This window comes from Streptomyces sp. NPDC041814, assembly GCF_055590565.1.
Map to the genome: position 1 here is coordinate 281186 of NZ_JBVJAM010000002.1, position 25398 is coordinate 306583.

A 25398-nucleotide genomic window follows, 5' to 3' on the forward strand; every position below is an offset into this window, starting at 1 on the left:
GGTATGCCCCGTGCCGCCCATACGTACCGCCGCTCTGCTCACCGTCGCCCTCCTGCTGCTGACGGCCTGCGGAGGGTCCCCGTCCGGGAAGGCCGACGCCGTCGGCCCGACGGACGGCTATCCGGTCACGCTCAGGAACTGCGGGCGCACCGTCACCGTGGACGCCCCGCCCCGGCGCGCGGTCTCCGTCGACCAGGGCACCACGGAGATCCTGCTCTCACTCGGCCTCCAGGACCGGATGGCCGCCACCGCCACCTGGACCGACCCCGTGATGAAGGGCCTGGAGAAGGCCAACGCGGGCGTGAAGCGGATCGCCGACAACCGGCCCTCGTCCGAGAAGGTCCTCGACCAGGAGCCGGACTTCGTCGCGGCCGACTTCGAGTCGACGCTCGCCAAGGGCGGCGTCGCCCCGCGCGAACAGTTCGAGAAGCTGGGCGTCCCCACCTATGTCTCGCCCGCCGACTGCACAGCCAAGGACAACACCAAGGACGGCGACGGCGTCCGCAGCGGCGCCCTGACCATGGACAGCGTCTACGCCGAAGTGCGCGACCTGGCCCGGGTGTTCGGCGTGCCCGAGCGCGGGGAGAAGCTGGTCGAACGGCTCGGCGACCGTATCCGTGAGGCCGCCGACGGCGTCGACGGATCCGGCACCTCCGTCATGTACTGGTTCGCCAACTCCGAGTCCCCCTACCTGGCGGGCTGCTGCGGGGCGCCGGGCATCATCACCCGGGAGCTCGGCCTGAAGAACGTCTTCGACGACACGCACGACGAATGGCCCCAGATCAACTGGGAGACCGTCGCCGACCGCAACCCGGACGTCCTGGTCATCGGCGACCTCACCCGCAAGTCGCAGACCGCCGAGAGCGCTGCCGGGAAGATCGCCTTCCTGGAGTCCAACCCCGTCACGAAGAGGATGGACGCCGTACGCCACAAGCGCTACGTCCTGCTCAGCGGCCAGGCCATGAACCCGACCATCCGCACGGTCGAGGGCGTCGAACTGGTGGCCGCCGGGCTGCGCGACCTCGGACTCGCGGGGTGACGGCCACCGCCCGGCTCACCGCTCCGCGCGAGAAGGACCCGGAGACGACGCCCGCACGCTCCCGGCTGCGCGGCGGCCTCCTGTGGACCGGCGGCCTCCTGCTGCTCGCCCTGTCCGTCGCGGTCGCCGTCACCGTCGGACCGGCCCGGATCTCCGTCGTGGACGTCTGGTCCGCCGTCGCCGCCCACCTCGGCATCGGCGAGGCCCGGCTCAGCCCGATCCGGGACGGCATCATCTGGAACCTGCGCATGCCGCGCACCCTGCTCGCCGCCGTCTGCGGGGCAGGCCTCGCGGTCTGCGGGACCGTCATGCAGTCGCTGCTGCGCAATCCGCTGGCCGACCCCTTCGTCCTCGGCGTCTCCTCCGGCGCGTCCACCGGCGCCGTCCTGGTCGTCGTGCTCGGCGTCGGCGGGGGAGCCGTGACGCTGCCGGCCGGGGCGTTCATCGGGGCCCTCTGCTCCTTCGCCCTGGTGATGCTGCTCAGCCACACCCTGGGCGGCTCCACCGACCGGGTCGTGCTCTCCGGCGTCGCGGCGATGCAGCTGTTCTCGGCGCTGACCTCGTTCGTCGTCATGACCGCCGCCGACGCCGAGCAGACCCGCGGGGTGCTGTTCTGGCTGCTCGGCTCGCTCGGCGGAGTCGGCTGGACCGATGTCTGGGTCTGCTCCGCCGTCCTCGCCGTCAGCCTGCTGATCTGCCTGGGCCACGCCCGTACGCTCGACGCCTTCGCCTTCGGGCAGGACGCGGCCGCCGCCCTCGGCGTGAACGTCGCACGCGTCCGGACCGTCCTGCTCTGCACGACCGCGCTCCTGACCGCAGCGCTCGTCAGCTCGGCCGGGGCCGTCGGCTTCGTCGGGCTGGTCCTGCCGCACGCCGCCCGTGCCCTCACCGGCTCGGGCCACCGCAGGCTGCTGCCGGTCACCGCGCTCGCCGGGGCCGTCTTCCTCGTCTGGGTCGACACGCTCGCCCGGACCGTCCTCGACCCCCAGGAGGTCCCGGTGGGCGTCGTCACCGCCCTGATCGGCGTGCCCGCGTTCGTCGCCGTCCTCCACCGCACCAGGCGGCCCGCGTGACCGGGCCGACGACCCGGGGCCTGCGGGCCGAACGGGTCGGCCGGGAAGCCGGCGGCCGCCTCCTCCTGGACGGCGTGACCCTCGCGCCGGAGCCCGGCACCACCGTGGGCCTGATCGGCCCCAACGGCTCCGGGAAGTCCACGCTGCTGCGCGTCCTCGCCGGGGTCCTCGCCCCGCACTCGGGCGTCGTCACCCTGGACGGCGCGCCCCTGCCCGCCGTCGGGCGCCGCGCGGTGGCCCGGCGCGTCGCGGTCGTGGACCAGCACGCCGTCACCCAGGAGGAGCTGAGCGTCCTGGACGTCGTGCGCCTGGGCCGCATCCCGCACCGCCGCGCCTGGGCCGCCCCGACGGGCGAGGACGCGGCGGCGGTGGACGAGGCGCTGGAGCGTACCGGGCTCGCCGCCCGGCGCGACCAGTCCTGGCACACGCTGTCCGGCGGGGAGCGCCAGCGCGTCCAGATCGCCCGCGCGCTCGCCCAGCGGCCGCGCGAACTCCTGCTGGACGAACCGACCAACCACCTGGACATCCAGCACCAGCTGGAACTGCTCTCCCTGGTCGCCTCGCTCCCGCTGACCGCCGTCGTCGCCCTGCACGACCTCAATCTGGCCGCCATGTTCTGCGACCGGATCGTGGTGCTGAGCGGCGGACGGGCGGTCGCGGGCGGGACCCCGGAGCAGGTGATCACCGAGGCGCTGATCCAGGAGGTGTACCGGGTGAGGGCCGTCGTGACCCCGGACGGGCCGCAGGGCAGGCCCTCCGTGCGCTTCCTGCCCTGACCGGCCCGGGCACACGAGAGGGCGGGCCCGTCGGCGGGCCCGCCCTTCGCCTGTGGTGCGGTGCGGCAGTCATGCCGGCGGGGGTCAGCGGTGGCGTCCTCGGCCCATGTCGCCGCCGGTGTCCTTGCCGCCCATGTCCTTGCCGCCCTTGGTGGTGCCGTCCGCGTAGTCGATCTGCTCCTTGCGCAGCTCGGCGGAGACCTCCTTCTGTTCCGTGACCCTCTGGGTCTCCATCCGGACGCGTTCGACCGGGACGGTCTCCTTGCGCATCGTGGCGCGTTCCGCGTGCAGGGTGACCTCCACGTCCTGCTCCGTCAGGTCGCCCGTTCGCGCGGTCGTCCTGTCGCCCGGCTGAAGCGGCTCGCGGACCACCCGAACCTCCTCGTGCGAGACCGGCACGCTGCGCGTGACGTTCTCGGTGACGACGTACTTGTGCAGGCGGGCCTTGCCGCTCTCGTACTCCTCGGTGCCGATGTGCAGCTGCTCCTCGGAGCGGATCATCTCCTCCTTGCCGCCCAGGTCGGCCCCGGACCGGGTACCCGCGCCGGCTCCGGCCAGCGGACGTCCCGCGCCCGTGCCCGCCGCCTCGGTGTCCCGGTGCCGGCCGGTCCCGGCCGTCTGCGTGCGGTCCTTGCCGGAGGTGCCGGCCGCGCCCATGGCTCCGGCCCCTGCTCCGGCTCCGGCCCCGGCCGCCGCGCCGGTCCCGGCCGCGCCCATGGTGCCGGTGCCCGTGGTGGTCGGTGCGCCGGTCCCGGAACCCTCGCCCAGGTTGCCCCGGGTGTTCCTGGTCAGGCCGTAGTGCCGGTACAGCTCCTCCTCCTCCGACACGGACAGATGCGCGTCCGCGTCCACCCGGGGGGCGTCCTTGACCTGGTCCTTGCCGTGGGAGATGTGCAGGTCGGAGCCCACTCGACGGGCTCCGGCGAGAGGCACGAAACTCTCCTTCATGCCGAACAGGCCGGTCTTCACCGTGATCCAGTCCGGGCGGCCGGTGTTGTCGTCGACATACACGCGGCCCACGTTGCCGATCTTCTCGCCCTCGGTGTCGTACACCGTCAGGCCGTCGAGCTCTCCGGAATCCGTGAAACCGTCAGCGGCTCCCATATCCGAATCCTCCTCGCCCGGGCGCGTCCTGTGGGTGGGTCCAGCAGAGAAGGCGCGTCCGGATTCCATCGCGCCTCACCCGGATGGGCGCTGCAACCGCCCGGCCACCGGGCGCGGCGCGCGGCATCCGCCTCGGACCGCCACAGCCCCCGCATCACGCGGTTGGGCGGCTCTCGGGTCCATTACGCCATCCGGGTGAACGGGCCGGGCCCCGGGCGCCCCGGCCCCGGCGCATATGATCAACGGGTCCACGCCGACCGGCGTCCCGCCGCGCCACCCGGGGGTGCCCCATCCGTTCCGTACGCGTCCCGATCCCCGCGCAACGCGGCGAACTGCACGCCCGACGCGAGGACGGCACGGAGCTGCACCATCTCGTGTGGCGGCTGGGACCCGGCTGGCGGGTGTGCAGCAGCGCGGTCCTGGGCGGCGGCCTCGGCCCGCGCGAGTGGATCCTCAACGCGCAGGTCCCCGGCGGCTACCCCCGCATGGACCCGGACCGCCATCTCGCCGGGATCGCCGCCGCCGCAGGCCTCACCGGCCCGGGCGCCGGCCTCATGACCGCCGCCGACGTCGCCGCGTACAGCACCGCCGACGACGAGGACGTGTACGCCACCGCCACCTGCGGTCTGGGCGTGCGCGGCTGGGCCGCCGCACCGGCCGATGGCACCGGCGGACCGCCGCGCCCCGGCACCGTCAACATCGTGGTGACGCTTCCGGTACCGCTGTCCGACGCCGCCCTGGTCAACGCCGTCGCCACGGCCACGGAGGCCAAGGTGCAGGCGCTCCTGGACGCCGGACTCGACTGCTCCGGCACCCCCACGGACGCCGTCTGCCTCGCCGCGCCCGAACCCGGGCCGGAGACCGGCGCCGCCGAACCGTTCGCCGGTCCGCGCTCCCGCTGGGGCGCGCGACTGGCCAGGGCCGTACACGCCGCCGTGCTGGAAGGCGCCCTGCGGCACCCCTGACAAGCCGAATCCGCCGCGCCCCGGGGCGCGGCCGACGAAGGGAACCCCATGACGTCAGCAGTCCCCACCGCACCCCAGCAGCCGGTCGTCGCCGTACTCGGCACCGGGATCATGGGGGCGGCCATGGCCCGCAGCCTGCTTCGCGCCGGTCTGGAGGTCCGGGCCTGGAACCGCACGCAGGCCAAGGCCGACCCGCTCGCCGCCGACGGCGCCACCGTCGCCGGCACTGCGGCCGAGGCCGTGCGCGGCGCCCATGTCGTGCTGACCGCGCTCACCGACACGACCGCCGTCGCCGCCGCGCTCGCCGCCGCCTCCGAGGGGCTGCACCGGGGCCAGGTGCTGCTCCAGACCTCCACGGTCGGCCCGGACGGAGCCGTCGAGCTGGCCCAGCGCGCCGCCGACCTCGGGCTGGTCCACCTCGACGCCCCGGTCGTCGGCACCCGGCAGCCCGCCGAGCAGGGCGCGCTGACCGTCCTCGTCTCCGGCCCGGAGGCCGCCCGCGCGGTGGTCGGACCGGTGCTGGACGCGATCGGACAGCGCACGGTGTGGGCCGGTGAGGAGCCGGGAGCGGCGTCCCGGCTGAAGCTCGTCGTCAACGCCTGGGTCGTCAACATGGTCGGCGGCGTCGCGGAGTGCCTGAACCTCGCCGAAGGGCTCGGCGTCGACCCGCGTACGTTCCTCGGCCTGGTCAGGGGCGGACCGCTCGACTCGGGCTACCTCCAGGCCAAGTCCGCCGCCGTCCTGGACGGGGACCTCACGCCGAGCTTCGCCCTGTCCACCGCCCTCAAGGACACCCGGCTCATCCTCGACGCGGCCGCCCAGGCCGGTGTCAGGCTGGACCTGGCCGCCGCGTCGGCCGCCCGCTTCGAGCGCGCGGAGGCCGCCGGACACGGCGAGGAGGACATGATCGCCACCTACTACGCGGGCCGGGCCCCCGGGCGGGACGGCGGCTGACCCGGCCCGGGGCTCCGGCCCCGTAACGGCGCGAGACCGCCCCACCGGTACGGGGGAGCCCGGTGGGACGGCCGCCCTCAGCGTGCCACAGGACAGCCCGCCGCAGGGGCCGTCCGGCGCGGACCGGACGGTGATTGAGTCGAAATCGACGGTGCGGGAATACCCGCGCGCCACGCGTCCTTGCCGCAGCTGGGGCGCCCGCCGGCCAGGCGCCGGCGCACGGAAACAGGGGAGAAGGAGCTCATGCCGAAGGCGTACGTGTTCACCCGCAACGGCGGACCGGAGGTGGAGGGCTTCGCCGATCTGGAACGGCCGAAACCCGGCCCCGGCGAACTGCTCGTCGCCGTTCGCGCGGCGGGCGTCAACCCGGTCGACTGGAAGCTGCGCACCGGCTACGCCCGTCCGGGCAGCGAACGGTCACCCTTCCCGACCGTGTTCGGCAGCGAGGCCGCCGGCACGGTCGTGGAGACCGGCCCCGGCGTGGCGGGCTTCGCCCCCGGCGACGAGGTGTTCGGCAACCCGCTGACCGGCGGGTACGCCGAGTACACGCTCATGCCCGTCGCGGTCTCCGCCCACAAGCCGGCCGCCCTGTCCTTCACCGACGCGGCGGTCCTGCCCGTCGCCGCCGCCACCGCCTACGACGGGGTGCGACAGCTCGCCCTGGCTCCCGGCGCCACGCTCCTGGTCACCGGCGCGGGCGGCGGCGTGGGCAGCGCCGCCGTCCAGCTCGCCCGCCACGCGGGCCTCCGGGTCCTCGGCGTCGCCGGCGCGGCCAAGAAGGACTTCGTGGAGTCCCTGGGCGCCGAGCACATCCCGTCCGGCCCGGGCCTCGCCGACCGGGTGCGGGCAGCGGCCCCCCAGGGCGTGGACGCCGTCTTCGACCTGGTTGGCGGCGACACCCTGCGCGAGGCGGCCGGCCTGACCGACCCGGCCGCGCTCATCAGCGCCGGTGGCAGGCCCCTGGTCACCGAACTCGGCGGAGAACCCGTCCGCCGGGCCCGTACCGCCGCCGTCCTCGACGAGGTGGCGCGGCTGACCGTCGAAGGGGTCCTGCGCACCCATGTGACCCGGACGCTGCCCCTCGACCGGGCCGCCGAGGCGCTGCGTGCGGTGGAGGACGGCCACGCCCTGGGCAAGACCGTGATCGAGGTGACCGCGTGAACGGGCACCCGGACCACGGCCACCCCCTGGACGATCCGGTGGGCACCGCACTGCTGGGCCCGCACGCCCACTTCGCCGAACGGCGGGGCCGCGTGGCGCGCTACCCCGCCGAGGTCGCGCCCTGGGTCGCCCTCCCGCCGGACCCGGGGCCCGCCGACTGGGCCGACGTGGCGGCGCTCACCGGGCCGGGCGGAGTCGTCACGATCACCGCGTTCCGGGAGCCCCCGCCCGCCGGCTGGGAGATCACCTTCCACGCTGCCGGGGTCCAGCTCGTGGACGCGGGCGTGGCTGCGGCTCCCCTCCCCGAAGCCGTCCGGCTGGGCCCCGCCGACGTGCCGGAGATGCTCGACCTGGTCGCCCGCACCCGGCCGGGCCCCTTCGAAACCCGGACCGTGGAGCTCGGCACCTACCTCGGGGTGCGCCGGGACGGGGTGCTCGTCGCCATGGCCGGTGAGCGCATGCGCCCGCCGGGCTGGAGCGAGATCAGCGCCGTCTGCACCGACGAGTCGGTACGCGGCCAGGGGCTCGGCGGCGGACTGGTGCGCGCCGTCGCCCACGAGATCCGGCAGCGCGGCGAGACCCCGTTCCTGCACGCGGCCGCCGCCAACACCGGGGCCGTCCGGCTCTACGAGTCGCTCGGCTTCGAGCTCCGCCGCCGGGTCGAATTCCTGGCCGCCCTGGTACCGGCCGGGGTGCCCGCGCCGGGCCGTCCGGCCACGGCTTCGGCGGCGGGCTGAGCGGGGCGGTGTCTCCGGGCCCGGAGACACCGCCCTCACGCCATACGGGACCTTCGGCCGGGCCACCGGGGCCGTAAGCCTCGTGTGCGGCGCCCCACCGACCGGGTCGAATGGAGGTACGCGCCGGCATCCGGCCGGCAGATCCCGGAAGGAGAGGGCCTTGACGTTCGGACTCCTGAGCCGGCCCGCGCCCCGCGTGACGCTTCCCGGCACCGACCTCGGAGAGGCCGCCGTGCGCGCCCCCCGGGTCGGGAACGGGGTGTTGTTCGGTGCGTTGGCCCTGCTCACCGCCGCTATCGTCTGCCTGGACGCTCTGACGGGCCAGGATCTGCGTCTGGTGCCCCTGCTGGTGGTGGTACCGGCCTTTGTCTCGGTCTTCGGCACGATCGCCCAGACCACCGGTGTCGCCGCCTCCGTCATGGCGGTGGCCGTCGCCTCGCGCCTGGTGGCAGGGGGAAGCAACTGGGACATCGCGAGCAGTGTCATTTTCACCGTGCTGGCGTGTCTCCTCGGCATCGGCGCCTGTGTGCTGCGCATCCGGCACGCCACCGAGGTCGCCAGGCTCCGTTCCGCGGCCGTCGCCCTCCAGCGCCAGATCCTGCGCCCCCTGCCCATTCCCACCGACCAGATCACCGCCCACGGCTCGTACACGCCGATCGAGGAGGACCATCTGGTCGGCGGGGACATCTACGAGGTCGTGCAGTCGCCCTACGGCACCCGCGTGATCATCGGGGACGTCCAGGGCAAGGGGCTTCCGGCCATCGGTGTGGGCTTCGCCGTCCTCGGAGCGTTCCGTGAGGCGGCCATCCGGGAACCCTCCCTCATCGGTGTCGTGGACCGGCTGGAGGACGCCGTCGTCCGGCAGAACGCCTTCGCCGCCCAGACCGGTGACCAGGAACGCTTCGTGACCGCGCTCGTCCTCGGGTTCGACGGCGACGGCCGGGCGCAGGCCGTCAACTGCGGCCACCTGCTGCCCCGCCTGGTGCACGACGGGGTCGCCGTCCCCGTCCCGTTGCGCCGGACATCGGTACCGTTGGGTCTGGCGGAACTCGGCAACGAGGGCCGCACCGCGGAACCGCTCGACTTCCCGCCCGGCGCGACGCTCCTGATGTTCACCGACGGGGTGACGGAGGCCCGCGACGCCGAGGGCCGCTTCTATCCGCTCGACGCCCGGCTGAGCCGGTGGGCGCGCCGGGACCCCCAGGCACTTCTCGACGCGCTCGGACACGACCTGGAGGAGTTCTCCGGCGGTGTGCGCCGCGACGACATCGCCGTACTCGCCCTGAGCCGGGTCGCCGAGTCGGCCCCCGCGCCGTCCGTACCGACGGTGTACGAGGCGATGCGGCCCGCCGAGGCGCTCAGCGGACGCTGATCCGCACAGATCACCGGCACTCAATGTCCCGACGAGACTTCTGTCGCGTCGGGACATTTTCAGGTGTACGGTGAGAGACATGGATGCGGAACGGAAGATTCCGGACAGGCGGGGCCGCAAGGCCCGCCGGACCCGGGAGGCGCTGGCCACAGCCGCGTTCGAGCTCGTGCTCGACCGAGGGCTCCGGGAAGCGACGGTCGAGGAGATCGCCGAACGCGCCGACCTGGACCGCCGCACCTTCAGCCGGTACTTCGCGAGCAAGGAGGACGCCGTCCTGGACTCGATCCGGGGCGACGGCGACCGCATCAACGAGGCCCTGCGCGCCCGCCCGGCCGGTGAGCCCCCGCTGACCGCCTACCACCGGGCCGTCCAGGACTGGCTCGCGGACCCCGGGGTCCCGGCCTGGCACCGCCGCCCGCGCATCTACGAGCTGCTGGTCCTCGCCGAGCGCGAACCGACCCTCTACGCGGCCTTCCACCACATCCGGGTGGACGCCCAGGCGGACTCGGTCGCCATCGTCGCGGACCGGCTCGGCGCCGACCCCCTCAGCGATCTGCGGCCCGCCGTCACGGTCGCCGCCGGAGCCGGCGCCCTCCTCGCCGCCCAGGCCGCCTGGGTCCGCGGAAACCGCCCCGACGAGCTGCCCCGGCTCGTGGAACGGGCCTTCGACGCCCTGGCCGGCGAACTGTTCACCGGCCCCGCGCCGCACAGCAACACCAGCACCACGGAAGGAAACGGCACACCATGAGCACCACCCCCACCGACCAGGAGTTCGCCGGACGTACCGCCCTCGTCACCGGAGGGGCCTCCGGCATCGGCCTGGCCCTCGCCCACCGGCTCGCCGGCGCGGGCGCCTCGGTCGTCGTCGCCGACTACAACGAGGCGAGCGCCCGCGAGGCCGCGGCCGCGCTGGAGAGCGCCGGCGGCCGGGCCGCCGCCGTGGCCATGGACGTCACCGACCCCGCGTCCGTCGAGGCGGGCGTCCGGTTCGCCGTCGACACCTTCGGCGCCCTGCACCTCGCCGTGAACAACGCGGGCATCGGCGGTCCCAGCAACCCGACCGGTGAGTACGCCGTCGAGGACTGGGACCGGGTCGTCGCGACCAACCTCAGCGGCGTCTTCTACTCGATGCGTTACGAGCTGCCCGCCATCGTCGCCGCGGGCGGCGGCGCGATCGTCAACATGTCCTCGATCCTGGGCACCAACGGCTTCGCCGGATCGCCCGCCTACGTCGCCGCCAAGCACGGCGTCGTCGGCCTCACCAAGACCGCCGCCCTGGAGTACGCCGCCCAGAACGTCCGGATCAACGCGGTGGGCCCCGGCTTCATCGACACCCCGCTCCTGCGGAACACGGAGGGCCCGGCCCGCGACCACCTGATCTCGCTGCACCCGGCGGGCCGCCTGGGCACGTCCGAGGAGGTCGCCGAGCTCGCCGCGTTCCTGCTCTCCGACCGCGCCTCGTTCATCCACGGCAGCTACCACCTGGTGGACGGCGGCTACTCGGCCTCCTGAGCGGGGCGCGGGGGGACAACGGGGGGTTCGGGGGATTCCGGGGGGCAGCACACGAGCCACAGAGGTCGAGGAGGACCCCATGAAGGCAGTTCAGTATCGCGAGATCGGCGCCGCACCCGAGGTCGTCACCGTGCCGGACCCGGAGCCGGGCCCCGGGCAGGTGCTGCTGAAGGTCACGGCGGCGGGCGTCTGCCACTCCGACATAGCCGTGATGAGCTGGACCGCGGACCAGTTCCCGTACCCGCTTCCCCTCACCCTCGGTCACGAGGGCGTCGGCACGATCGCCGCGCTCGGTGACGGAGTCACCGGCCTGGAGACCGGCCAGTCCGTCGCCGTCTACGGCCCCTGGGGCTGCGGCACCTGCGTGAAGTGCGCCGAGGGCAAGGAGAACTACTGCCTGCGCGCCGCCGCGCTCGGCATCAACCCGCCCGGCCTGGGCTCGCCCGGCGCCATGGCCGAGTACATGATCGTGGACGACCCGCGCCACCTCGTGCCCCTCGGGGACCTCGACCCGGTCCGGACCGTGCCGCTCACCGACGCGGGCCTCACCCCGTACCACGCCATCAAGCGCTCCCTGCCGAAGCTGGTGCCCGGGGCCACCGCCGTCGTCATCGGCACCGGCGGCCTCGGCCACGTCGCGATCCAGCTGCTGCGCGCCCTCACGGCCGTCCGGGTCATCGCCCTGGACGTCACCGAGGACAAGCTGGCCCTCGCCCGCACCGTCGGGGCGCACGAGACCGTCCTGTCCGACGAGCACGCGGCCGCCCGCATCCGGGAACTGACGGGCGGCATCGGCGCCCAGGTCGTCCTGGACTTCGTCGGGGCCCCGCCGACCGTAGCCACCGCCGGCGCCGCGGCCGCCATCGACTCCGACGTGACCATCGTCGGCATCGGCGGGGGAGCGCTGCCCGTGGGCTTCGGCGCCCTCCCGTTCAACACGACGGTCACCGCCCCGTACTGGGGCTCGCGCTCCGAACTGGCCGAGGTCCTGGACCTCGCCCGCACCGGCGCGGTGGACGTCCACGTCGAGACGTACCCGCTGGCCGAGGCGCCGCTCGCCTACGAGCGCCTGCACGCCGGCAAGATCAACGGCCGGGCGGTCATCCTCCCGCAGAGCTGACCGGACGGGTCCACGTCGTCGCGGGGGCGGCTGTTGCACCGGCCGCCCCCGCACGACGAGACCGGCCGCATGGGATTCCTCGTACTGATGACGCTGCCCGGCCCGGTCATCGGTCCGGCCGGCGCCCCGCCGCACCGCTCCACCGTCGACCTGGACGGCGGCCTCGCCGTCATCCGCCTCCACCGGCACTGAGCGCGCCGCCGCCCGCCAGATGCTCGCGCAGCCGGTCCACGAAGACCCGCTGCCCCTTCACGAGCCGCTCCGCCGCCTCCTCGGGCGTGCACCAGGCGAACCGGTCCATCTCCGGGAACTCCCGCAGCGTCCCCGACTTCCGGGGCCACTCCATCGCGAACGTGCCGGGCACCGCCGTCGCCGGGTCGGCATCGCCCTCCACGGCCCACACAGTCACCGTCTTCCCGCTCGGCTGACGCGCCTCGCCCAGCGCCACCCACGCCCCGTCCGGCGCCGGATGCCCGAACTCCTCCTCGAACTCCCGCCGCGCCGCCGCCCCCGGCTCCTCGTCGGGGGCGTACTCGCCCTTCGGCACCGACCAGGCGGCCTCTTCGCGCCCCGCCCAGAACGGGCCGCCCATGTGGCCGATGAGGACTTCGAGGCCGCGCCCGGCACCGGTGCGGAACAACAGGAGCCCCGCGCTGCGGCGGGTGGTCTTCTTGGCCGTCATACCGTCAAGTGTGCGTGGCGCCCGCGTCCTACGCCTTGCGGTAGTCGTACGCCTCCGAGGCCGCCGCCTCCACCGCGTCCAGGTCCCCGCCCGCCGACGCCGTGACCACCGCGGCCACCGCGCCCTCCACGAACGGGGCGTCCACCAGCCGCGTCCCGGCCGGGAGTTCGTCGTCCTCGGCCAGCATCGCCTTGACCGTCAGGACCGCGCTCCCCAGATCGACCAGGACCGCGACGCCCGCCCCGCCGTCCACCGCCCGGGCGGCCTGCGCGATCAGCTCCGTACTCGTGCCGAGCCCGCCCGCCCCGGTGCCGCCCGCCGCGGCCACCGGAGCCGTCGCCCCGCCCGCCGCCAGCCCGCGGGCCAGCTCCGCCACGGACTCGGCCACCGGCCCGCTGTGCGAGACCAGCACGATGCCCACCTGTGCGCTCACACCGCGCCCCCGTCCGTCTCCGCCGTGTCCGCCAGCGCGGCGATCAGCAGCGCCGCCGACGTGGCCCCCGGGTCCTGGTGCCCGACGCTCCGCTCGCCCAGATAGCTCGCCCTGCCCTTGCGCGCCCGGAGCGGCACGGTCGCCGCGGCGCCCGCGGCCGCCGCGTCCCGCCCCGCCGCGAACGACGCCCTCAGCGCCTCCGCGGCCGGCAGCAGCGCGTCGAGCATCGTCTTGTCACCCGCCTGCGCCCCGCCCAGCTGCGCCACCGCCGCGACGCCCTCGCCGAGCGCCCGCGCCAGATCCGCCCGGGACACGGCCGGCGCGTCGCCCAGCGCCTTGCCCGAACGCCGCAGCAGGGTCCCGTACAGCGGGCCCGAAGCCCCGCCGACCGTCGAGATCAGCTGCCGTCCGGCGAGGCCGAGCACCGCTCCCGGGGTCCCCGGCGGCTCCTTCGCCAGGGCCGCCGAGACCGCCGCGAACCCGCGCTGGAGGTTGCTGCCGTGATCGGCGTCCCCGATCGCGGAGTCCAGCTCCGTCAGATGAGCCGCCTCGCGGTCGACGAGACCGGCGGCCGCGGTCATCCAGCGGTGGAAGAAATCGGCGTCGAGCACATGCACTCCTTGGTCCGTCACGTGCGGATCAGCGGCCCCAGCGCAGCGCCGGCGTCTCGACCGGCGCGTCCCAGAGCCGCAGCAGCTCCTCGTCCACCTGGCACAGCGTCACCGAGCAGCCCGCCATGTCGAGCGAGGTCACATAATTCCCCACGAGGGTACGAGCGACCACCACGCCCCGTTCCCGCAGCACCCGGTGCACCTCGCCGCCGAACCCGTACAGCTCCAGCAGCGGGGTCGCGCCCATGCCGTTGACCAGGGCGAGCACCGGACCGCTGGGCCGCAGGTCGTCCAGGACCGCGTTCACGGCGAAGTCCGCGATCTCCCCGGAGGTCATCATCGCCCGGCGCTCCCGGCCCGGTTCGCCGTGGATGCCGATGCCCAGTTCGAGCTCGCCGGCGGGCAGGTCGAAGGTGGGGGAGCCCTTCGCGGGCGTCGTGACGGAGCTGAGGGCCACGCCGAAGCTGCGCGAGGACTCGTTCACCCGCCGGGCGACCGCCGCCACCCGGTCCAGCGGGGCTCCCTCGTCGGCCGCCGCACCCGCGATCTTCTCCACGAACAGGGTGGCCCCCGTGCCCCGGCGCCCGGCGGTGTAGAGGCTGTCGGTCACCGCGACGTCGTCGTCCACGAGCACCCGCTCGACGCGCAGCCCCTCCTCCTCGGCGAGCTCGGCGGCCATCTCGAAGTTGAGGACGTCCCCCGTGTAGTTCTTGACGACGAAGAGCACGCCCTCGCCGCTGTCCACGGCCGCCGCCGCCCGCACCATCTGGTCCGGCACCGGCGAGGTGAACACCTCGCCCGGACACGCCGCCGACAGCATTCCCGGCCCGACGAACCCGGCGTGCAGCGGCTCGTGGCCCGACCCGCCGCCGGAGACCAGGGCCACCTTTCCGGCGACGGGCGCGTCCCGGCGTACGACGACCCGGTTCTCCACGTCCACGGTGAGCCCGGGATGGGAGGCGGCGATCCCTCGCAACGCGTCGGCCACCACGGTTTCGGGAACGTTGATCAGCATGCGCAACGGAATCTCCCAGGAGAGCTGTCGGACCCGGACGGCGTGAACCGTTCCCACCGTAGGCCGAGATCGCGCCGCTGCGAAGACGGCGGGGCTACGCTGTCGGCGTCCACCGCGCCCCGCGCCCCTCCCGCATGAACAGGTGACCCGGAATTGCTGTACATCGCACTGCTCCGAGGACTGAACGTGCCGGGCCGCTCCGTGAAGATGGAGCGGCTGCGCGGACTCTTCACGGAGCTGGGTCTCGCCTCCGTACGCAGCTACATCCAGAGCGGCAACGTCTTCTTCGAGTCCGACGAGACCGACCGGGCCGCCCTCGCCGCGCGTATCGGCGGCCATCTCGCCGGTGCCCTCGGCTACGACGTCGCGGTGTGCCTGCGCACGGTCCCCGAACTGGAGGAGCTGATCGCGCTCGATCCGTTCAAGGACGTCACGGTCACCGACGAGATCCGCTGCTGCGTGGTGTTCACGACCGAGCGCATCGCCCCGGACCTGGCCCTGCCGATGCTCTCCCCGAAGAAGGACATGGAGATCATCGGCCACACCGACCACGACGCCTTCGTGGTCTGGCACCTGATCAACGGCAGGGCGCCGGCCGCCAAGGGCTTCCAGGAGGGCGTCCTCGGCCGTGACGCGACGACCCGCTTCTTCCACACCGTCGTGAAGATCCTGGCCGCGGCCCGGAAGGGCATGGCCTGAGCGTCAGGCCCGGTCGATGTGCACGCTGGTCGACTTCACCCGGGCGGTGGCCTGCACACCGACCTCCAGGCCCAGTTCCTCCACGGCCTCCCTGGTGAGCAGGGAAACCAGCCGGTGCGGTCCCGCCTGGATCTCGACCTGCGCGGCCACATCGCCCAGCTTCACGGCGGTGACGATGCCCGCGAACGCGTTGCGCGCGGAGGTGTACGAGACCTCCTCGTCGCCCGCGCCGTTCTGCGCGACCTCGACGGAGAACGCCGCCAGGTCGCGGCCGTCGATGAGGCGGCGGCCGCCCTCGTCGCGGTGGGTCGCGACGCGCCCCGCGTCGGCCCAGCGCCGCGCGGTGTCGGGGCTGACGCCCAGGAGCCGGGCCGCCTGCCCGATCGTGTACGACTGCATGCGCCGTACCCTAACCGGCCCGTGACCGCGCGTACGCGGCACCGCCGGGTGGACCGGGGCCCGTCGTTCGGGTCAGGCCCTCCGAGATGAGGAATCCGGGCGCGCGTCCTAGGGTGCGAACCATGGCAGACAGCGCGGGGGACCGGGGTTCCGACGGGCACGACGCGCCCGATCCGCGACGGTGGCAGGCGCTCGCGGTCTGCCTGGTCGCCGGGTTCATGACCCTCCTGGACGTCTCGATCGTCAACGTCGCGCTCCCCTCCATCAAGGAGGGGCTGCACACTCCCGAGTCCGACCTGCAATGGGTCCTGTCCGGTTACGCCCTGGCCTTCGGCCTGTTCCTCATCCCGGCCGGGCGGCTCGGCGACGCGCGCGGCCGGCGTGCCGTGTTCATGGCCGGACTCACGCTCTTCACGCTGTCCTCCGCGGCCTGCGGCGCCGCCCAGTCCAGCCTGTGGCTGGTGATCGCCCGACTGGTGCAGGGCCTGGCCGGCGGCATGGTCTCGCCGCAGATCTCCGCCCTCATCCAGCAGATGTTCCAGGGCCGGGAACGCGGCCGCGCCTTCGGCATGTTCGGCACCGTGGTCGGCATCTCGACCGCCGTCGGCCCGCTGCTCGGCGGTCTGCTGATCCAGGCGGCCGGAGCGGAGGAGGGCTGGCGCTGGGTGTTCTACGTCAACCTTCCGCTGGGACTCGTCTGTCTCCTGCTGGCCCGGCGCCTGCTGCCCGACACCCCGTCCGCCGGTCCGGTCCGGCTGCGCGACCTCGACCCGCTCGGTGTGCTCCTGCTCGGCACGGGAGTGCTGACCCTGCTGCTGCCCTTCGTCCAGTCCCGGCAGTGGCCCGGCGACGAGAAGTGGCTGCTGCTCATCCTGGCCGTGGCGCTGCTCGTCGCCTTCGTCGGCTGGGAGGCCCGGTGCGGCAGGCGCGGCACCCAGCCGGTCGTGGACCTCCGGCTCTTCAAGGTGCGCTCGTACTGGCTGGGCTGCCTGCTCATCCTGCTCTACTTCGCCGGATTCACCTCGATCTTCTTCATCACGACCCTCTACCTCCAGAGCGGTCTGCATTACACCGCCCTCCAGGCCGGTCTGGCGATCACCCCCTTCGCCCTGGGCTCCGCCGTCGCCGCCAGTCCCGGCGGCAGGCTCGTCGGCCGCTTCGGCCGCCCCCTCGTCGTCATGGGCCTTGCCGCCGTGGCCATCGGGCTCGGGGCCACCGCGCTCGCCGTGCACCTGGTGCCCGGCCGGGGCGCCGGCTGGGCGATGGCCGCTCCGCTGCTCTTCGCGGGGCTCGGCAGCGGCCTGGTCATCGCCCCCAACCAGACCCTGACCCTGTCCGAGGTGCCGGTGGCCACCGCGGGCAGCGCCGGGGGCACCCTCCAGACCGGCCAGCGCGTCGGCTCCGCCATCGGGATCGCCGCCGTCGGAGCGGTGTTCTTCGCCCAGGTCGGCGGAGACGGCTGGTCGGACGCGTACGACCACGGGCTCATCGTCTCCGTCGCGTTCGTCGTCGGCGCCCTGCTCGTCGCGGTCGCCGACGTGGGCGGCGGCCGACGGGGCAGACGCCGTACACAGCATTCCCCGCCCGCAGCCGCTTCCTGAGGAGAACGCGATGAACGACTCCGCCGGCATCGACAGCAACAGCTCGTACGGCCACAAGCCCTTCAAACGCTCCCGGAGCCACTTCGCGGACCGCGTCACCGCCGACGGCCGCGACGGCTGGCCCGTCGAGGCGGGCCGCTACCGGCTCATCGCCAGCCGGGCCTGCCCCTGGGCCAGCCGCGCCCTGGTCTCGCGCCGCCTCCTCGGACTGGAGGACGCCCTTTCGCTCGGCGTCGTCGACCCGCTCCAGGACGACCGCAGCTGGCGCTTCACGCTCGACCCGGACGGCCGGGACCCGGTGCTCGGCATCCGCTACCTCAGCGAGGCGTACGACGCCCGCGAGCGCGACTACCCGGGCGGCGTCAGCGTCCCGGCGATCGTGGACGTGCCCAGCGGCAAGCTGGTCACCAACGACTACCAGCAGATCACCCTGGACCTCGCCACCGAGTGGACCGCCCTGCACCGGACCGGCGCGCCCGACCTCTACCCCGAGCCGCTGCGCGCGGAGATCGACGAGGTCATGGAGGGCATCTACCGGGACGTCAACAACGGGGTGTACCGCGCCGGGTTCGCGGACGGCCAGGACACCTACGAGGAGGCGTACGAGGCGCTGTTCCGGCGCCTGGAGGAGATGTCCGGGCGGCTCGCGGACCGGCGCTACCTCGTCGGCGACACGATCACCGAGGCCGACATCCGGTTCTTCACCACCCTGGTCCGCTTCGACGCCGTCTACCACGGCCACTTCAAGTGCAACCGCCGGAAGCTGACCGAGGACCCGGTGCTGTGGGCGTACGCCAGGGACCTCTACCAGACCCCCGGATTCGGGGACACGGTCGACTTCCACCACATCAAGCAGCACTACTACCGGGTGCACACCGGCATCAACCCCACCGGCATCGTGCCCGCGGGCCCGGACCTCTCCGGCTGGCTGACCCCGCACCACCGCGAACAGCTCGGTGGCCGCCCCTTCGGCGACGGCACCCCGCCCGGCCCCGTGCCGCCCGGCGAGGAGATCCCGTCCGAAGGCCGCCCGTAGCGCTGTTCCGGCCGATGTGGGGCAGGGCCCTGTCGAGCCCGCGCCGCTCACGAGATATCTTGATGTCAAGCAATGTTGCAGACGTGGAGCGGAGCACAGGGTGACTGACTCGACCATCATCTATACACACACCGACGAGGCCCCGGCCCTGGCGACGTATTCGTTCCTGCCCGTGATCGAGGCGTACGCCTCCAAGGCCGGGGTCACCGTCGAGAGCCGTGACATCTCCCTGGCGGGCCGGATCATCGCCGGCTTCCCGGAGCGCCTCCGGGAGGACCAGCGCATCGACGACGCCCTCGCCGAGCTGGGCGAGCTGGCCACCACTCCGGGCGCCAACATCATCAAGCTGCCGAACATCTCGGCCTCGATCCCGCAGCTGAAGGCCGCGATCGCCGAGCTCCAGGCCCAGGGCTACGCCCTCCCGGACTACCCGGACGACCCGAAGACCGACGAGGACAAGGACGTCCGCGCCCGTTACGACAAGGTCAAGGGCAGCGCCGTCAACCCGGTCCTGCGCGAGGGCAACTCCGACCGCCGCGCCCCCGCGTCGGTCAAGAACTACGCCAAGACCCACCCGCACCGCATGGGCGCCTGGACCGCCGACTCGAAGACCAACGTCGCCACCATGGGCGTCGACGACTTCCGGTCCACCGAGAAGTCCGCGGTCATCGCCGAGCCCGGCAGCCTGCGCATCGAGCTCGCCGGCGACGACGGCACCACCACGGTCCTGCGCGAGTCCGTACCGGTCCTCGCGGGCGAGGTCGTGGACGCGTCCGTCATGCGCGTCGCCGCCCTGCGCGAGTTCATCACCGCCCAGATCGCCCGCGCCAAGGCCGAGGGCGTCCTGTTCTCCGTGCACCTCAAGGCCACGATGATGAAGGTCTCGGACCCGATCATCTTCGGCCACGTCGTGCGCGCCTTCTTCCCGAAGACCTTCGCCGAGTACGGTGACGCGCTCGCCGCGGCCGGCCTGACCCCGAACGACGGTCTGGGCGGCATCCTCAAGGGCCTGGAGTCCCTGTCCGAGGGCGCGAAGATCAAGGAGTCCTTCGAGGCCGAGCTCGCCGAGGGCCCCGCCCTCGCCATGGTCGACTCCGACAAGGGCATCACCAACCTGCACGTCCCCAGCGACGTCATCGTGGACGCCTCCATGCCCGCGATGATCCGCACCTCCGGCCACATGTGGGGCCCGGACGGCAACGAGGCCGACACCATCGCCGTCCTGCCGGACAGCAGCTACGCCGGTGTCTACCAGGTCGTCATCGACGACTGCCGCGCCAACGGCGCCTTCGACCCGGCCACGATGGGCTCCGTGCCCAACGTCGGCCTCATGGCGCAGAAGGCCGAGGAGTACGGCAGCCACGACAAGACCTTCGAGATCCCCGTCACCGGCACCGTCCGCGTCGTGGACGCCGCGGGCAACGCCGTGCTGGAGCAGGCCGTCGGCGCCGGCGACATCTTCCGCATGTGCCAGACCAAGGACCTGCCGATCCAGGACTGGGTCAAGCTCGCCGTCACCCGCGCCCGCGCGACCGGCAACCCGGCCGTCTTCTGGCTCGACGAGGACCGCGCGCACGACGCGAAGCTCATCGAGAAGGTCAGGACGTACCTCGCCGAGCACGACACCGAGGGTCTGCAGATCGAGATCATGACCCCGGAGAAGGCCACCGCCTTCTCCCTGGAGCGCATCCGCCGCGGCGAGGACACCATCTCCGTCACCGGCAACGTGCTCCGCGACTACCTGACGGACCTCTTCCCGATCCTGGAGCTCGGCACCAGCGCGAAGATGCTGTCCGTCGTCCCGCTGATGAACGGCGGCGGCCTCTTCGAGACGGGCGCCGGCGGCTCCGCTCCGAAGCACGTGCAGCAGCTGGTCAAGGAGGACTACCTGCGCTGGGACAGCCTGGGCGAGTTCCTGGCCCTCGCCGTCAGCTTCGAGCACCTCGCGCAGACCACGGGCAACGCCCGTGCCCAGGTCCTCGCGGACACGCTGGACCGGGCCACGGCCACGTTCCTCAACGAGGACAAGTCGCCCTCCCGCCGCCTCGGTGGCATCGACAACCGCGGCAGCCACTTCTACCTGTCCCTGTACTGGGCCCAGGAGCTGGCGCAGCAGACCGGCGACGCCGAGCTCGCCGCCGCGTTCGCCCCGCTCGCCAAGACGCTGGCCGAGCAGGAGCAGACGATCGTGGACGAGCTGATCGCGGTCCAGGGCAAGCCGGCCGACATCGGCGGCTACTACCAGCCCGACCCGGCCAAGGCCGCGGCCGTCATGCGTCCGTCCGCGACGTTCAACCAGGCGATCGCGAGCCTCGCCTGACCCGAAGGTCACCCGACGCCCCGGCCGGCTCCGCCGCGCCGGGGCGTCGGCGTTCCGTAACCCCCCTGATGGGTGAATGTCGGGCCCCGGCGGGTGCCGGGCCGCGCCACGGGCCCGCTTCGCTGCTTTGCTGCATCCGGTAACACGGACGCACAAGCGAAGGAGCGGCCCCGTGACGACGACGGGCACACCAGGTACGGCCGAGGACGAGGAGTCGTACTCCAACGAGTTGCCGGTGCGCAGCCGGGAACCCGGCAATGTCGTCATCAAGTGGGCGACCACCACCGACCACAAGACGATCGGGAGCCTCTACCTGGTCACCTCGTTCGCGTTCTTCCTCGGCGGTGGGCTGCTCGCCCTGTTCATGCGCGCCGAGCTGGCCCGCCCGGGCATGCAGATCATGTCGAACGAGCAGTTCAACCAGGCGTTCACGATGCACGGCACGATCATGCTGCTGATGTTCGCGACGCCGCTGTTCGCCGGATTCACGAACTGGATCATGCCGCTGCAGATCGGCGCGCCCGACGTGGCGTTCCCGCGCCTGAACATGTTCGCGTACTGGCTGTACCTCTTCGGCTCGCTCATCGCGGTGGCCGGCTTCCTCACCCCGAACGGCGCCGCGGACTTCGGCTGGTTCGCCTACTCGCCGCTGACCGACGTGGTCCGCTCGCCCGGGATCGGCGGGGACCTGTGGATCATGGGCCTGGCCTTCTCCGGCTTCGGCACGATCCTCGGTTCGGTCAACTTCGTCACCACGATCATCTGCATGCGCGCGCCCGGCATGACGATGTTCCGCATGCCGATCTTCGTCTGGAACGTCCTGCTGACCGCCGTGCTGGTGCTGCTGGCGTTCCCCGTGCTGGCCGGCGCCCTCCTGGCGCTGGAGGCGGACCGCAAGTTCGGTGCGCACGTCTTCGACGCCGCCAACGGCGGCGCCCTGCTCTGGCAGCACCTCTTCTGGTTCTTCGGTCATCCCGAGGTGTACATCATCGCCCTGCCGTTCTTCGGCATCGTCTCCGAGATCATCCCGGTCTTCAGCCGCAAGCCGATCTTCGGCTACATCGGCCTGGTGGCCGCGACGACCGCCATCGCCGGGCTCTCGATCACGGTGTGGGCGCACCACATGTACGTCACCGGCGGGGTGCTGCTGCCGTTCTTCTCGTTCATGACGTTCCTCATCGCGGTGCCCACCGGGGTGAAGTTCTTCAACTGGATCGGCACGATGTGGAAGGGCTCGCTGTCCTTCGAGACGCCGATGCTCTGGTCGGTCGGCTTCCTCGTCACGTTCCTCTTCGGCGGCCTGACCGGGGTGATCCTGGCGTCCCCGCCGCTCGACTTCCACGTCTCCGACTCGTACTTCGTGGTCGCGCACTTCCACTACGTCGTCTTCGGCACGGTGGTCTTCGCGATGTTCGCCGGGTTCCACTTCTGGTGGCCGAAGTTCACCGGGAAGATGCTGGACGAGCGGCTCGGCAAGATCACCTTCTGGACGCTGTTCGTGGGCTTCCACGGCACGTTCCTGGTGCAGCACTGGCTGGGCGCGGAGGGCATGCCCCGCAGGTACGCGGACTACCTCGCCGCGGACGGCTTCACCGCGCTGAACACGATCTCGACCATCTCCTCCTTCCTGCTGGGCCTGTCGATGCTGCCCTTCATCTACAACGTCTGGAAGACCGCCAAGTACGGCAAGGAGATCGAGGTGGACGATCCGTGGGGCTACGGCCGTTCGCTGGAGTGGGCCACCTCCTGCCCGCCGCCGCGGCACAACTTCGTCACCCTGCCCCGTATCCGCTCCGAATCCCCGGCCTTCGACCTCCACCACCCCGCCGTGCGCGAGCTTGAGGAGGCCGCCACGAAGCCGCACACCTCCGTGACGGTGGCACCGGGGGACAAGCACGAGTGAGCGGCGAGGAGAGACGGGCACCGGCCGACCCCGCCACCGAGAGCGCCCGGGGACTGGCCAGGATGGAGGGCTACCTGCTGTGGAACGCCGAGGTCGAGCAGGCACGCAGGCTCGCCCGGCGCTTCACGGACCAGCTGCCCTGGCTCACCACCGCCCAGCGCGAGGACGTGGAGCGCGTCTACACCGCCGAGCGCACCGCCGAATCCCGGGTGGTGCTGGCGCGGATCTCCGCCCGAGCCCTGCAACTGCGCGGTGAGTACACCGAGCGCTACCGCAGGCTGCGGGCCCGCTGTGTCGCCGCCGTGGTGGTCTGCGCGGGCGCGGCGGGCGGCGCCTGCGGGGTGGTCACGTACCTGGCCAGATGATCCGGCACGGTCGTCCGTTCTGCCTTCCCAGCAGGCGCACTCGCCTCGCGGTCGTGAAGATGAGAGGTGACGGGCGCGTGTGACGGGGCAGGCGAACGGACGACCGTGCAGACCCCCAGAAGGGACGATCACTGTGGCACGACCCAGGATTCTCGTAGTCGGAGCCGGTTTTGCCGGGGTCGAGTGCGTACGCCGTCTGGAGCGGGGGCTGCGGCCCGGTGAAGCGGACATCGCGCTCGTCGCGCCGTTCTCGTACCAGCTCTACCTGCCCCTGCTGCCCCAGGTGGCGTCCGGCGTGCTGACCCCGCAGTCCGTCGCGCTCTCGCTGCGCCGCAGCAGCCGCCACCGCACCCGGATCATTCCCGGCGGGGCCATCGGCGTGGACCCCGAGGCCAAGGTGTGCGTGATCCGCAAGATCACCGACGAGATCGTCAACGAGCGGTACGACCACCTCGTCCTCAGCCCCGGCAGCGTCACCCGGACCTTCGACATCCCCGGCCTCCTCGACCACGCCCGCGGCATGAAGACGCTGGCCGAGGCCGCCTACGTACGCGACCACGTCATCGCGCAGCTCGACCTCGCGGACGCCAGCGACGACGAGGAGGAGCGGGCGTCGCGGCTCCAGTTCGTCGTGGTCGGCGGCGGGTACGCGGGCACCGAGACCGCGGCCTGCCTGCAACGCCTCACCACCAGCGCGCTGCGGCACTACCCCCGCCTGGACCCGAAGCTCGTCAAATGGCACCTGATCGACATCGCCCCGAAGCTCATGCCCGAACTGGGCGACAAGCTGGGCGCCAGCGCCCTCAAGGTGCTGCGCGACCGGGGCATCGAGGTGTCGCTCGGCGTGTCCGTCGCCGAGGCCGGGCCCGACACCGTCACCTTCACCGACGGCCGGGTGCTGCCCTGCCGGACGCTGATCTGGACCGCCGGGGTCGCCGCCAGCCCGCTGGTCGGCACCTTCGACGCGGAGACCGTGAAGGGGCGGCTCGCCGTAACGCCCGAAATGGTGCTGCCGGGCCACGACGGGATCTTCGCGCTCGGCGACGTGGCCGCCGTGCCCGACCTGGCCAAGGGCGACGGCGCGGTCTGCCCGCCCACCGCCCAGCACGCGCTGCGCCAGGGCCGCAAACTCGCCGACAACCTCCTCGCCAAGCTGCGCAACCAGCCGCTTCAGCCGTACGTGCACAAGGACCTGGGGCTCGTCGTGGACCTCGGCGGCAAGGACGCCGTGTCCAAGCCCCTCGGTATCGAGCTGCACGGCATCAGCGCCCAGGCCGTGGCGCGCGGCTACCACTGGACGGCGCTGCGCACCAACGTGGCCAAGGCCCGCGTCATGGCGAACTGGCTGATCAACGCCGCCGCCGGTGACGACTTCGTCCGCACCGGCTTCCAGATGCGCAAGCCGGCGACCCTGCGGGACTTTGAATACACCGACAGCTACCTCACCCCGGAACAGGTCCGGAAGCACACCGCCGCCCTCCATACCCGGATGTGACCGGGCGCGGCGGGCGGCGGCCGCTCAGACCGCCGGGCCGGACCCCCGGAACGCGGCAAGGATCTCCTCGGCGGCCAGCGTCGCCGGGAGCGTCCCCTCCCGCACCCGGCGCTCCAGGTCCGGCGTCACCGCCCGCACCCCGGGGTGGCCGCGCAGGCTCTCCAGAAGCTCCTCGCGCACCATCGTCCAGGCCCAGTCCACCTGCTGCTCGCTGCGCTTGGCGGCGAGCCGGCCGGTCGACTCCAGCAGCGCCCGGTGTTGTTCCAGCCGCTCCCACAGCGCGTCGAGACCGGTCGACTCGCGGGCGCTGCACGTCAGCACCGGCGGGGTCCACGCCGCGTCCGCCGGGTGCATCAGCCGGAGCGCGCCCGCCAGCTCCCGGGCGGCGGCCCGCGCGTCGCGTTCGTGCGGGCCGTCCGCCTTGTTGACCGCGATGGCGTCCGCGAGCTCCAGGACGCCCTTCTTGATGCCCTGCAACTGGTCACCCGTGCGCGCCAGGGTCAGCAGCAGGAACGTGTCGACCATGTTGGCGACCGCGGTCTCCGACTGTCCGACACCGACGGTCTCCACCAGCACCACGTCGTAGCCCGCCGCCTCCATCACCACGACGGACTCGCGGGTCGCCTTCGCCACCCCGCCCAGCGTGCCGGCGGTGGGGGAGGGGCGCACAAAGGCGTTCGGGTCCACCGCCAGCCGCTCCATCCGGGTCTTGTCGCCCAGGATGGAGCCGCCCGTCCGGGTGGACGAAGGGTCGACCGCCAGCACGGCGACCCGGTGCCCGAGCCCCGTGAGCATGGTGCCGAGCGCGTCGATGAACGTCGACTTGCCGACCCCGGGCACCCCGCTGACGCCGACGCGCCGGGCGTGGCCCGAGTGCGGCAGCAGCCGGCGCAGCAGCTCCTGGGCGAGCGCCCGGTGGTCGGGCCGGGTGGACTCGACCAGGGTGATGGCGCGCGCGATGTGCGCGCGCTTCCCGTCGAGCACGCCCTTCACATAACTGTCGAGATCGATCCTCGGGGCCATCGT

At 72.9% G+C, this 25398-nt stretch carries 26 protein-coding genes; 19 read left to right on the forward strand and 7 right to left on the reverse strand.

What is annotated here, in order from left to right:
- Positions 1 to 10 precede the first annotated feature (10 nt).
- The 3 genes from ACZ6C6_RS06630 to ACZ6C6_RS06640 are packed head-to-tail and all read left to right on the forward strand — an operon-like array spanning position 11 to position 2888.
- Positions 11 to 1039, forward strand: a complete 1029-nt coding sequence (locus ACZ6C6_RS06630) for an ABC transporter substrate-binding protein (protein WP_469199768.1) — start codon at positions 11 to 13, stop codon at positions 1037 to 1039.
- Positions 1036 to 2112, forward strand: a complete 1077-nt coding sequence (locus tag ACZ6C6_RS06635) for a FecCD family ABC transporter permease (protein ID WP_469199770.1) — start codon at positions 1036 to 1038, stop codon at positions 2110 to 2112. The genes ACZ6C6_RS06630 and ACZ6C6_RS06635 overlap by 4 nt, the downstream gene beginning before the upstream one ends.
- Positions 2109 to 2888: an ABC transporter ATP-binding protein gene (locus ACZ6C6_RS06640; RefSeq protein WP_469199772.1), complete on the forward strand. Its 780-nt coding sequence runs from the start codon at positions 2109 to 2111 to the stop codon at positions 2886 to 2888. Before ACZ6C6_RS06635 ends, ACZ6C6_RS06640 begins: the two co-directional genes overlap by 4 nt.
- Before the next feature lie 84 nt (positions 2889 to 2972).
- Here ACZ6C6_RS06640 and ACZ6C6_RS06645 read toward each other — a convergent pair whose 3' ends face one another.
- Complete coding sequence (locus ACZ6C6_RS06645) at positions 2973 to 3992, reverse strand: PRC and DUF2382 domain-containing protein (protein ID WP_469199774.1); 1020 nt, start codon at positions 3990 to 3992, stop codon at positions 2973 to 2975.
- 374 nt (positions 3993 to 4366) lie between these two features.
- Here ACZ6C6_RS06645 and ACZ6C6_RS06650 point away from each other — a divergent pair, with 374 nt between their 5' ends.
- The 9 genes from ACZ6C6_RS06650 (at position 4367) to ACZ6C6_RS06690 (ending at position 12005) form a co-directional block, all read left to right on the forward strand.
- On the forward strand, positions 4367 to 4957 hold the full coding sequence (locus ACZ6C6_RS06650; RefSeq protein ID WP_469199776.1) for an adenosylcobinamide amidohydrolase: 591 nt from the start codon (positions 4367 to 4369) through the stop codon (positions 4955 to 4957).
- 48 nt (positions 4958 to 5005) lie between these two features.
- Complete coding sequence (locus ACZ6C6_RS06655) at positions 5006 to 5911, forward strand: NAD(P)-dependent oxidoreductase (protein WP_469199778.1); 906 nt, start codon at positions 5006 to 5008, stop codon at positions 5909 to 5911.
- 243 nt (positions 5912 to 6154) lie between these two features.
- A complete protein-coding gene (locus ACZ6C6_RS06660) occupies positions 6155 to 7072 on the forward strand; it encodes an NADP-dependent oxidoreductase (RefSeq protein WP_469199780.1) in 918 nt (305 codons plus the stop codon).
- Complete coding sequence (locus ACZ6C6_RS06665) at positions 7069 to 7809, forward strand: GNAT family N-acetyltransferase (protein ID WP_469199782.1); 741 nt, start codon at positions 7069 to 7071, stop codon at positions 7807 to 7809. Before ACZ6C6_RS06660 ends, ACZ6C6_RS06665 begins: the two co-directional genes overlap by 4 nt.
- Before the next feature lie 160 nt (positions 7810 to 7969).
- Entirely contained in the window at positions 7970 to 9181 is a 1212-nt protein-coding gene (locus ACZ6C6_RS06670) for a PP2C family protein-serine/threonine phosphatase (protein WP_469199784.1), read from the forward strand.
- A gap of 79 nt (positions 9182 to 9260) precedes the next feature.
- Positions 9261 to 9929, forward strand: a complete 669-nt coding sequence (locus tag ACZ6C6_RS06675) for a TetR family transcriptional regulator (RefSeq protein WP_469199786.1) — start codon at positions 9261 to 9263, stop codon at positions 9927 to 9929.
- Positions 9926 to 10693, forward strand: coding sequence for an SDR family NAD(P)-dependent oxidoreductase (locus ACZ6C6_RS06680; protein WP_469199788.1), 768 nt, complete (start codon positions 9926 to 9928; stop codon positions 10691 to 10693). The genes ACZ6C6_RS06675 and ACZ6C6_RS06680 overlap by 4 nt, the downstream gene beginning before the upstream one ends.
- 79 nt (positions 10694 to 10772) lie before the next feature.
- Positions 10773 to 11813 carry an NAD(P)-dependent alcohol dehydrogenase gene (locus ACZ6C6_RS06685; protein ID WP_469199790.1) on the forward strand — a complete coding sequence of 347 codons (1041 nt, stop codon included), beginning with the start codon at positions 10773 to 10775 and terminating at the stop codon, positions 11811 to 11813.
- Positions 11814 to 11882: 69 nt separating this feature from the next.
- Complete coding sequence (locus tag ACZ6C6_RS06690) at positions 11883 to 12005, forward strand: hypothetical protein (RefSeq protein WP_469199792.1); 123 nt, start codon at positions 11883 to 11885, stop codon at positions 12003 to 12005.
- Here the strand turns inward: ACZ6C6_RS06690 and ACZ6C6_RS06695 are convergent.
- Genes ACZ6C6_RS06695 through dhaK form a run of 4 tightly spaced genes read right to left on the reverse strand, consistent with a single transcriptional unit; the run spans position 11983 to position 14560 of the window.
- Positions 11983 to 12495, reverse strand: coding sequence for an NUDIX hydrolase (locus ACZ6C6_RS06695; RefSeq protein WP_469199794.1), 513 nt, complete (start codon positions 12493 to 12495; stop codon positions 11983 to 11985). The genes ACZ6C6_RS06690 and ACZ6C6_RS06695 overlap by 23 nt on opposite strands.
- A gap of 28 nt (positions 12496 to 12523) precedes the next feature.
- The gene (locus ACZ6C6_RS06700) at positions 12524 to 12928 is read right to left on the reverse strand and encodes a PTS-dependent dihydroxyacetone kinase phosphotransferase subunit DhaM (protein WP_469199796.1); all 405 of its coding nucleotides are present in this window, start codon (positions 12926 to 12928) and stop codon (positions 12524 to 12526) included.
- Positions 12925 to 13539: a dihydroxyacetone kinase subunit DhaL gene (gene dhaL, locus ACZ6C6_RS06705; protein WP_469199798.1), complete on the reverse strand. Its 615-nt coding sequence runs from the start codon at positions 13537 to 13539 to the stop codon at positions 12925 to 12927. The genes ACZ6C6_RS06700 and dhaL overlap by 4 nt, the downstream gene beginning before the upstream one ends.
- A gap of 28 nt (positions 13540 to 13567) precedes the next feature.
- A complete protein-coding gene (gene dhaK, locus ACZ6C6_RS06710; protein ID WP_469199800.1) occupies positions 13568 to 14560 on the reverse strand; it encodes a dihydroxyacetone kinase subunit DhaK in 993 nt (330 codons plus the stop codon).
- Between the two features lie 147 nt (positions 14561 to 14707).
- Between dhaK and ACZ6C6_RS06715 the strand changes: the two genes are divergently transcribed.
- Positions 14708 to 15253: a DUF1697 domain-containing protein gene (locus ACZ6C6_RS06715; RefSeq protein WP_469199802.1), complete on the forward strand. Its 546-nt coding sequence runs from the start codon at positions 14708 to 14710 to the stop codon at positions 15251 to 15253.
- Positions 15254 to 15256: 3 nt separating this feature from the next.
- Here ACZ6C6_RS06715 and ACZ6C6_RS06720 read toward each other — a convergent pair whose 3' ends face one another.
- Positions 15257 to 15652 carry a TOBE domain-containing protein gene (locus ACZ6C6_RS06720; protein WP_018102867.1) on the reverse strand — a complete coding sequence of 132 codons (396 nt, stop codon included), beginning with the start codon at positions 15650 to 15652 and terminating at the stop codon, positions 15257 to 15259.
- Between the two features lie 122 nt (positions 15653 to 15774).
- Here ACZ6C6_RS06720 and ACZ6C6_RS06725 point away from each other — a divergent pair, with 122 nt between their 5' ends.
- The 6 genes from ACZ6C6_RS06725 (at position 15775) to ACZ6C6_RS06750 (ending at position 24372) form a co-directional block, all read left to right on the forward strand.
- A complete protein-coding gene (locus tag ACZ6C6_RS06725) occupies positions 15775 to 17253 on the forward strand; it encodes an MFS transporter (protein WP_469199804.1) in 1479 nt (492 codons plus the stop codon).
- 10 nt (positions 17254 to 17263) lie between these two features.
- Positions 17264 to 18289 carry a glutathione S-transferase family protein gene (locus tag ACZ6C6_RS06730; RefSeq protein ID WP_469199806.1) on the forward strand — a complete coding sequence of 342 codons (1026 nt, stop codon included), beginning with the start codon at positions 17264 to 17266 and terminating at the stop codon, positions 18287 to 18289.
- A 100-nt stretch (positions 18290 to 18389) separates the two neighbouring features.
- Entirely contained in the window at positions 18390 to 20609 is a 2220-nt protein-coding gene (locus ACZ6C6_RS06735) for an NADP-dependent isocitrate dehydrogenase (RefSeq protein ID WP_469199808.1), read from the forward strand.
- Between the two features lie 172 nt (positions 20610 to 20781).
- Complete coding sequence (gene ctaD / locus ACZ6C6_RS06740; RefSeq protein ID WP_469199810.1) at positions 20782 to 22512, forward strand: aa3-type cytochrome oxidase subunit I; 1731 nt, start codon at positions 20782 to 20784, stop codon at positions 22510 to 22512.
- Positions 22509 to 22877: a hypothetical protein gene (locus tag ACZ6C6_RS06745; protein WP_469199812.1), complete on the forward strand. Its 369-nt coding sequence runs from the start codon at positions 22509 to 22511 to the stop codon at positions 22875 to 22877. Before ctaD ends, ACZ6C6_RS06745 begins: the two co-directional genes overlap by 4 nt.
- A 133-nt stretch (positions 22878 to 23010) precedes the next feature.
- The gene (locus tag ACZ6C6_RS06750) at positions 23011 to 24372 is read left to right on the forward strand and encodes an NAD(P)/FAD-dependent oxidoreductase (RefSeq protein ID WP_469199814.1); all 1362 of its coding nucleotides are present in this window, start codon (positions 23011 to 23013) and stop codon (positions 24370 to 24372) included.
- A 24-nt stretch (positions 24373 to 24396) separates the two neighbouring features.
- On the opposite strand, the gene meaB is transcribed toward ACZ6C6_RS06750, so the two are convergent.
- Positions 24397 to 25395: a methylmalonyl Co-A mutase-associated GTPase MeaB gene (meaB, locus tag ACZ6C6_RS06755; protein WP_469199816.1), complete on the reverse strand. Its 999-nt coding sequence runs from the start codon at positions 25393 to 25395 to the stop codon at positions 24397 to 24399.
- Positions 25396 to 25398: the final 3 nt, after the last annotated feature.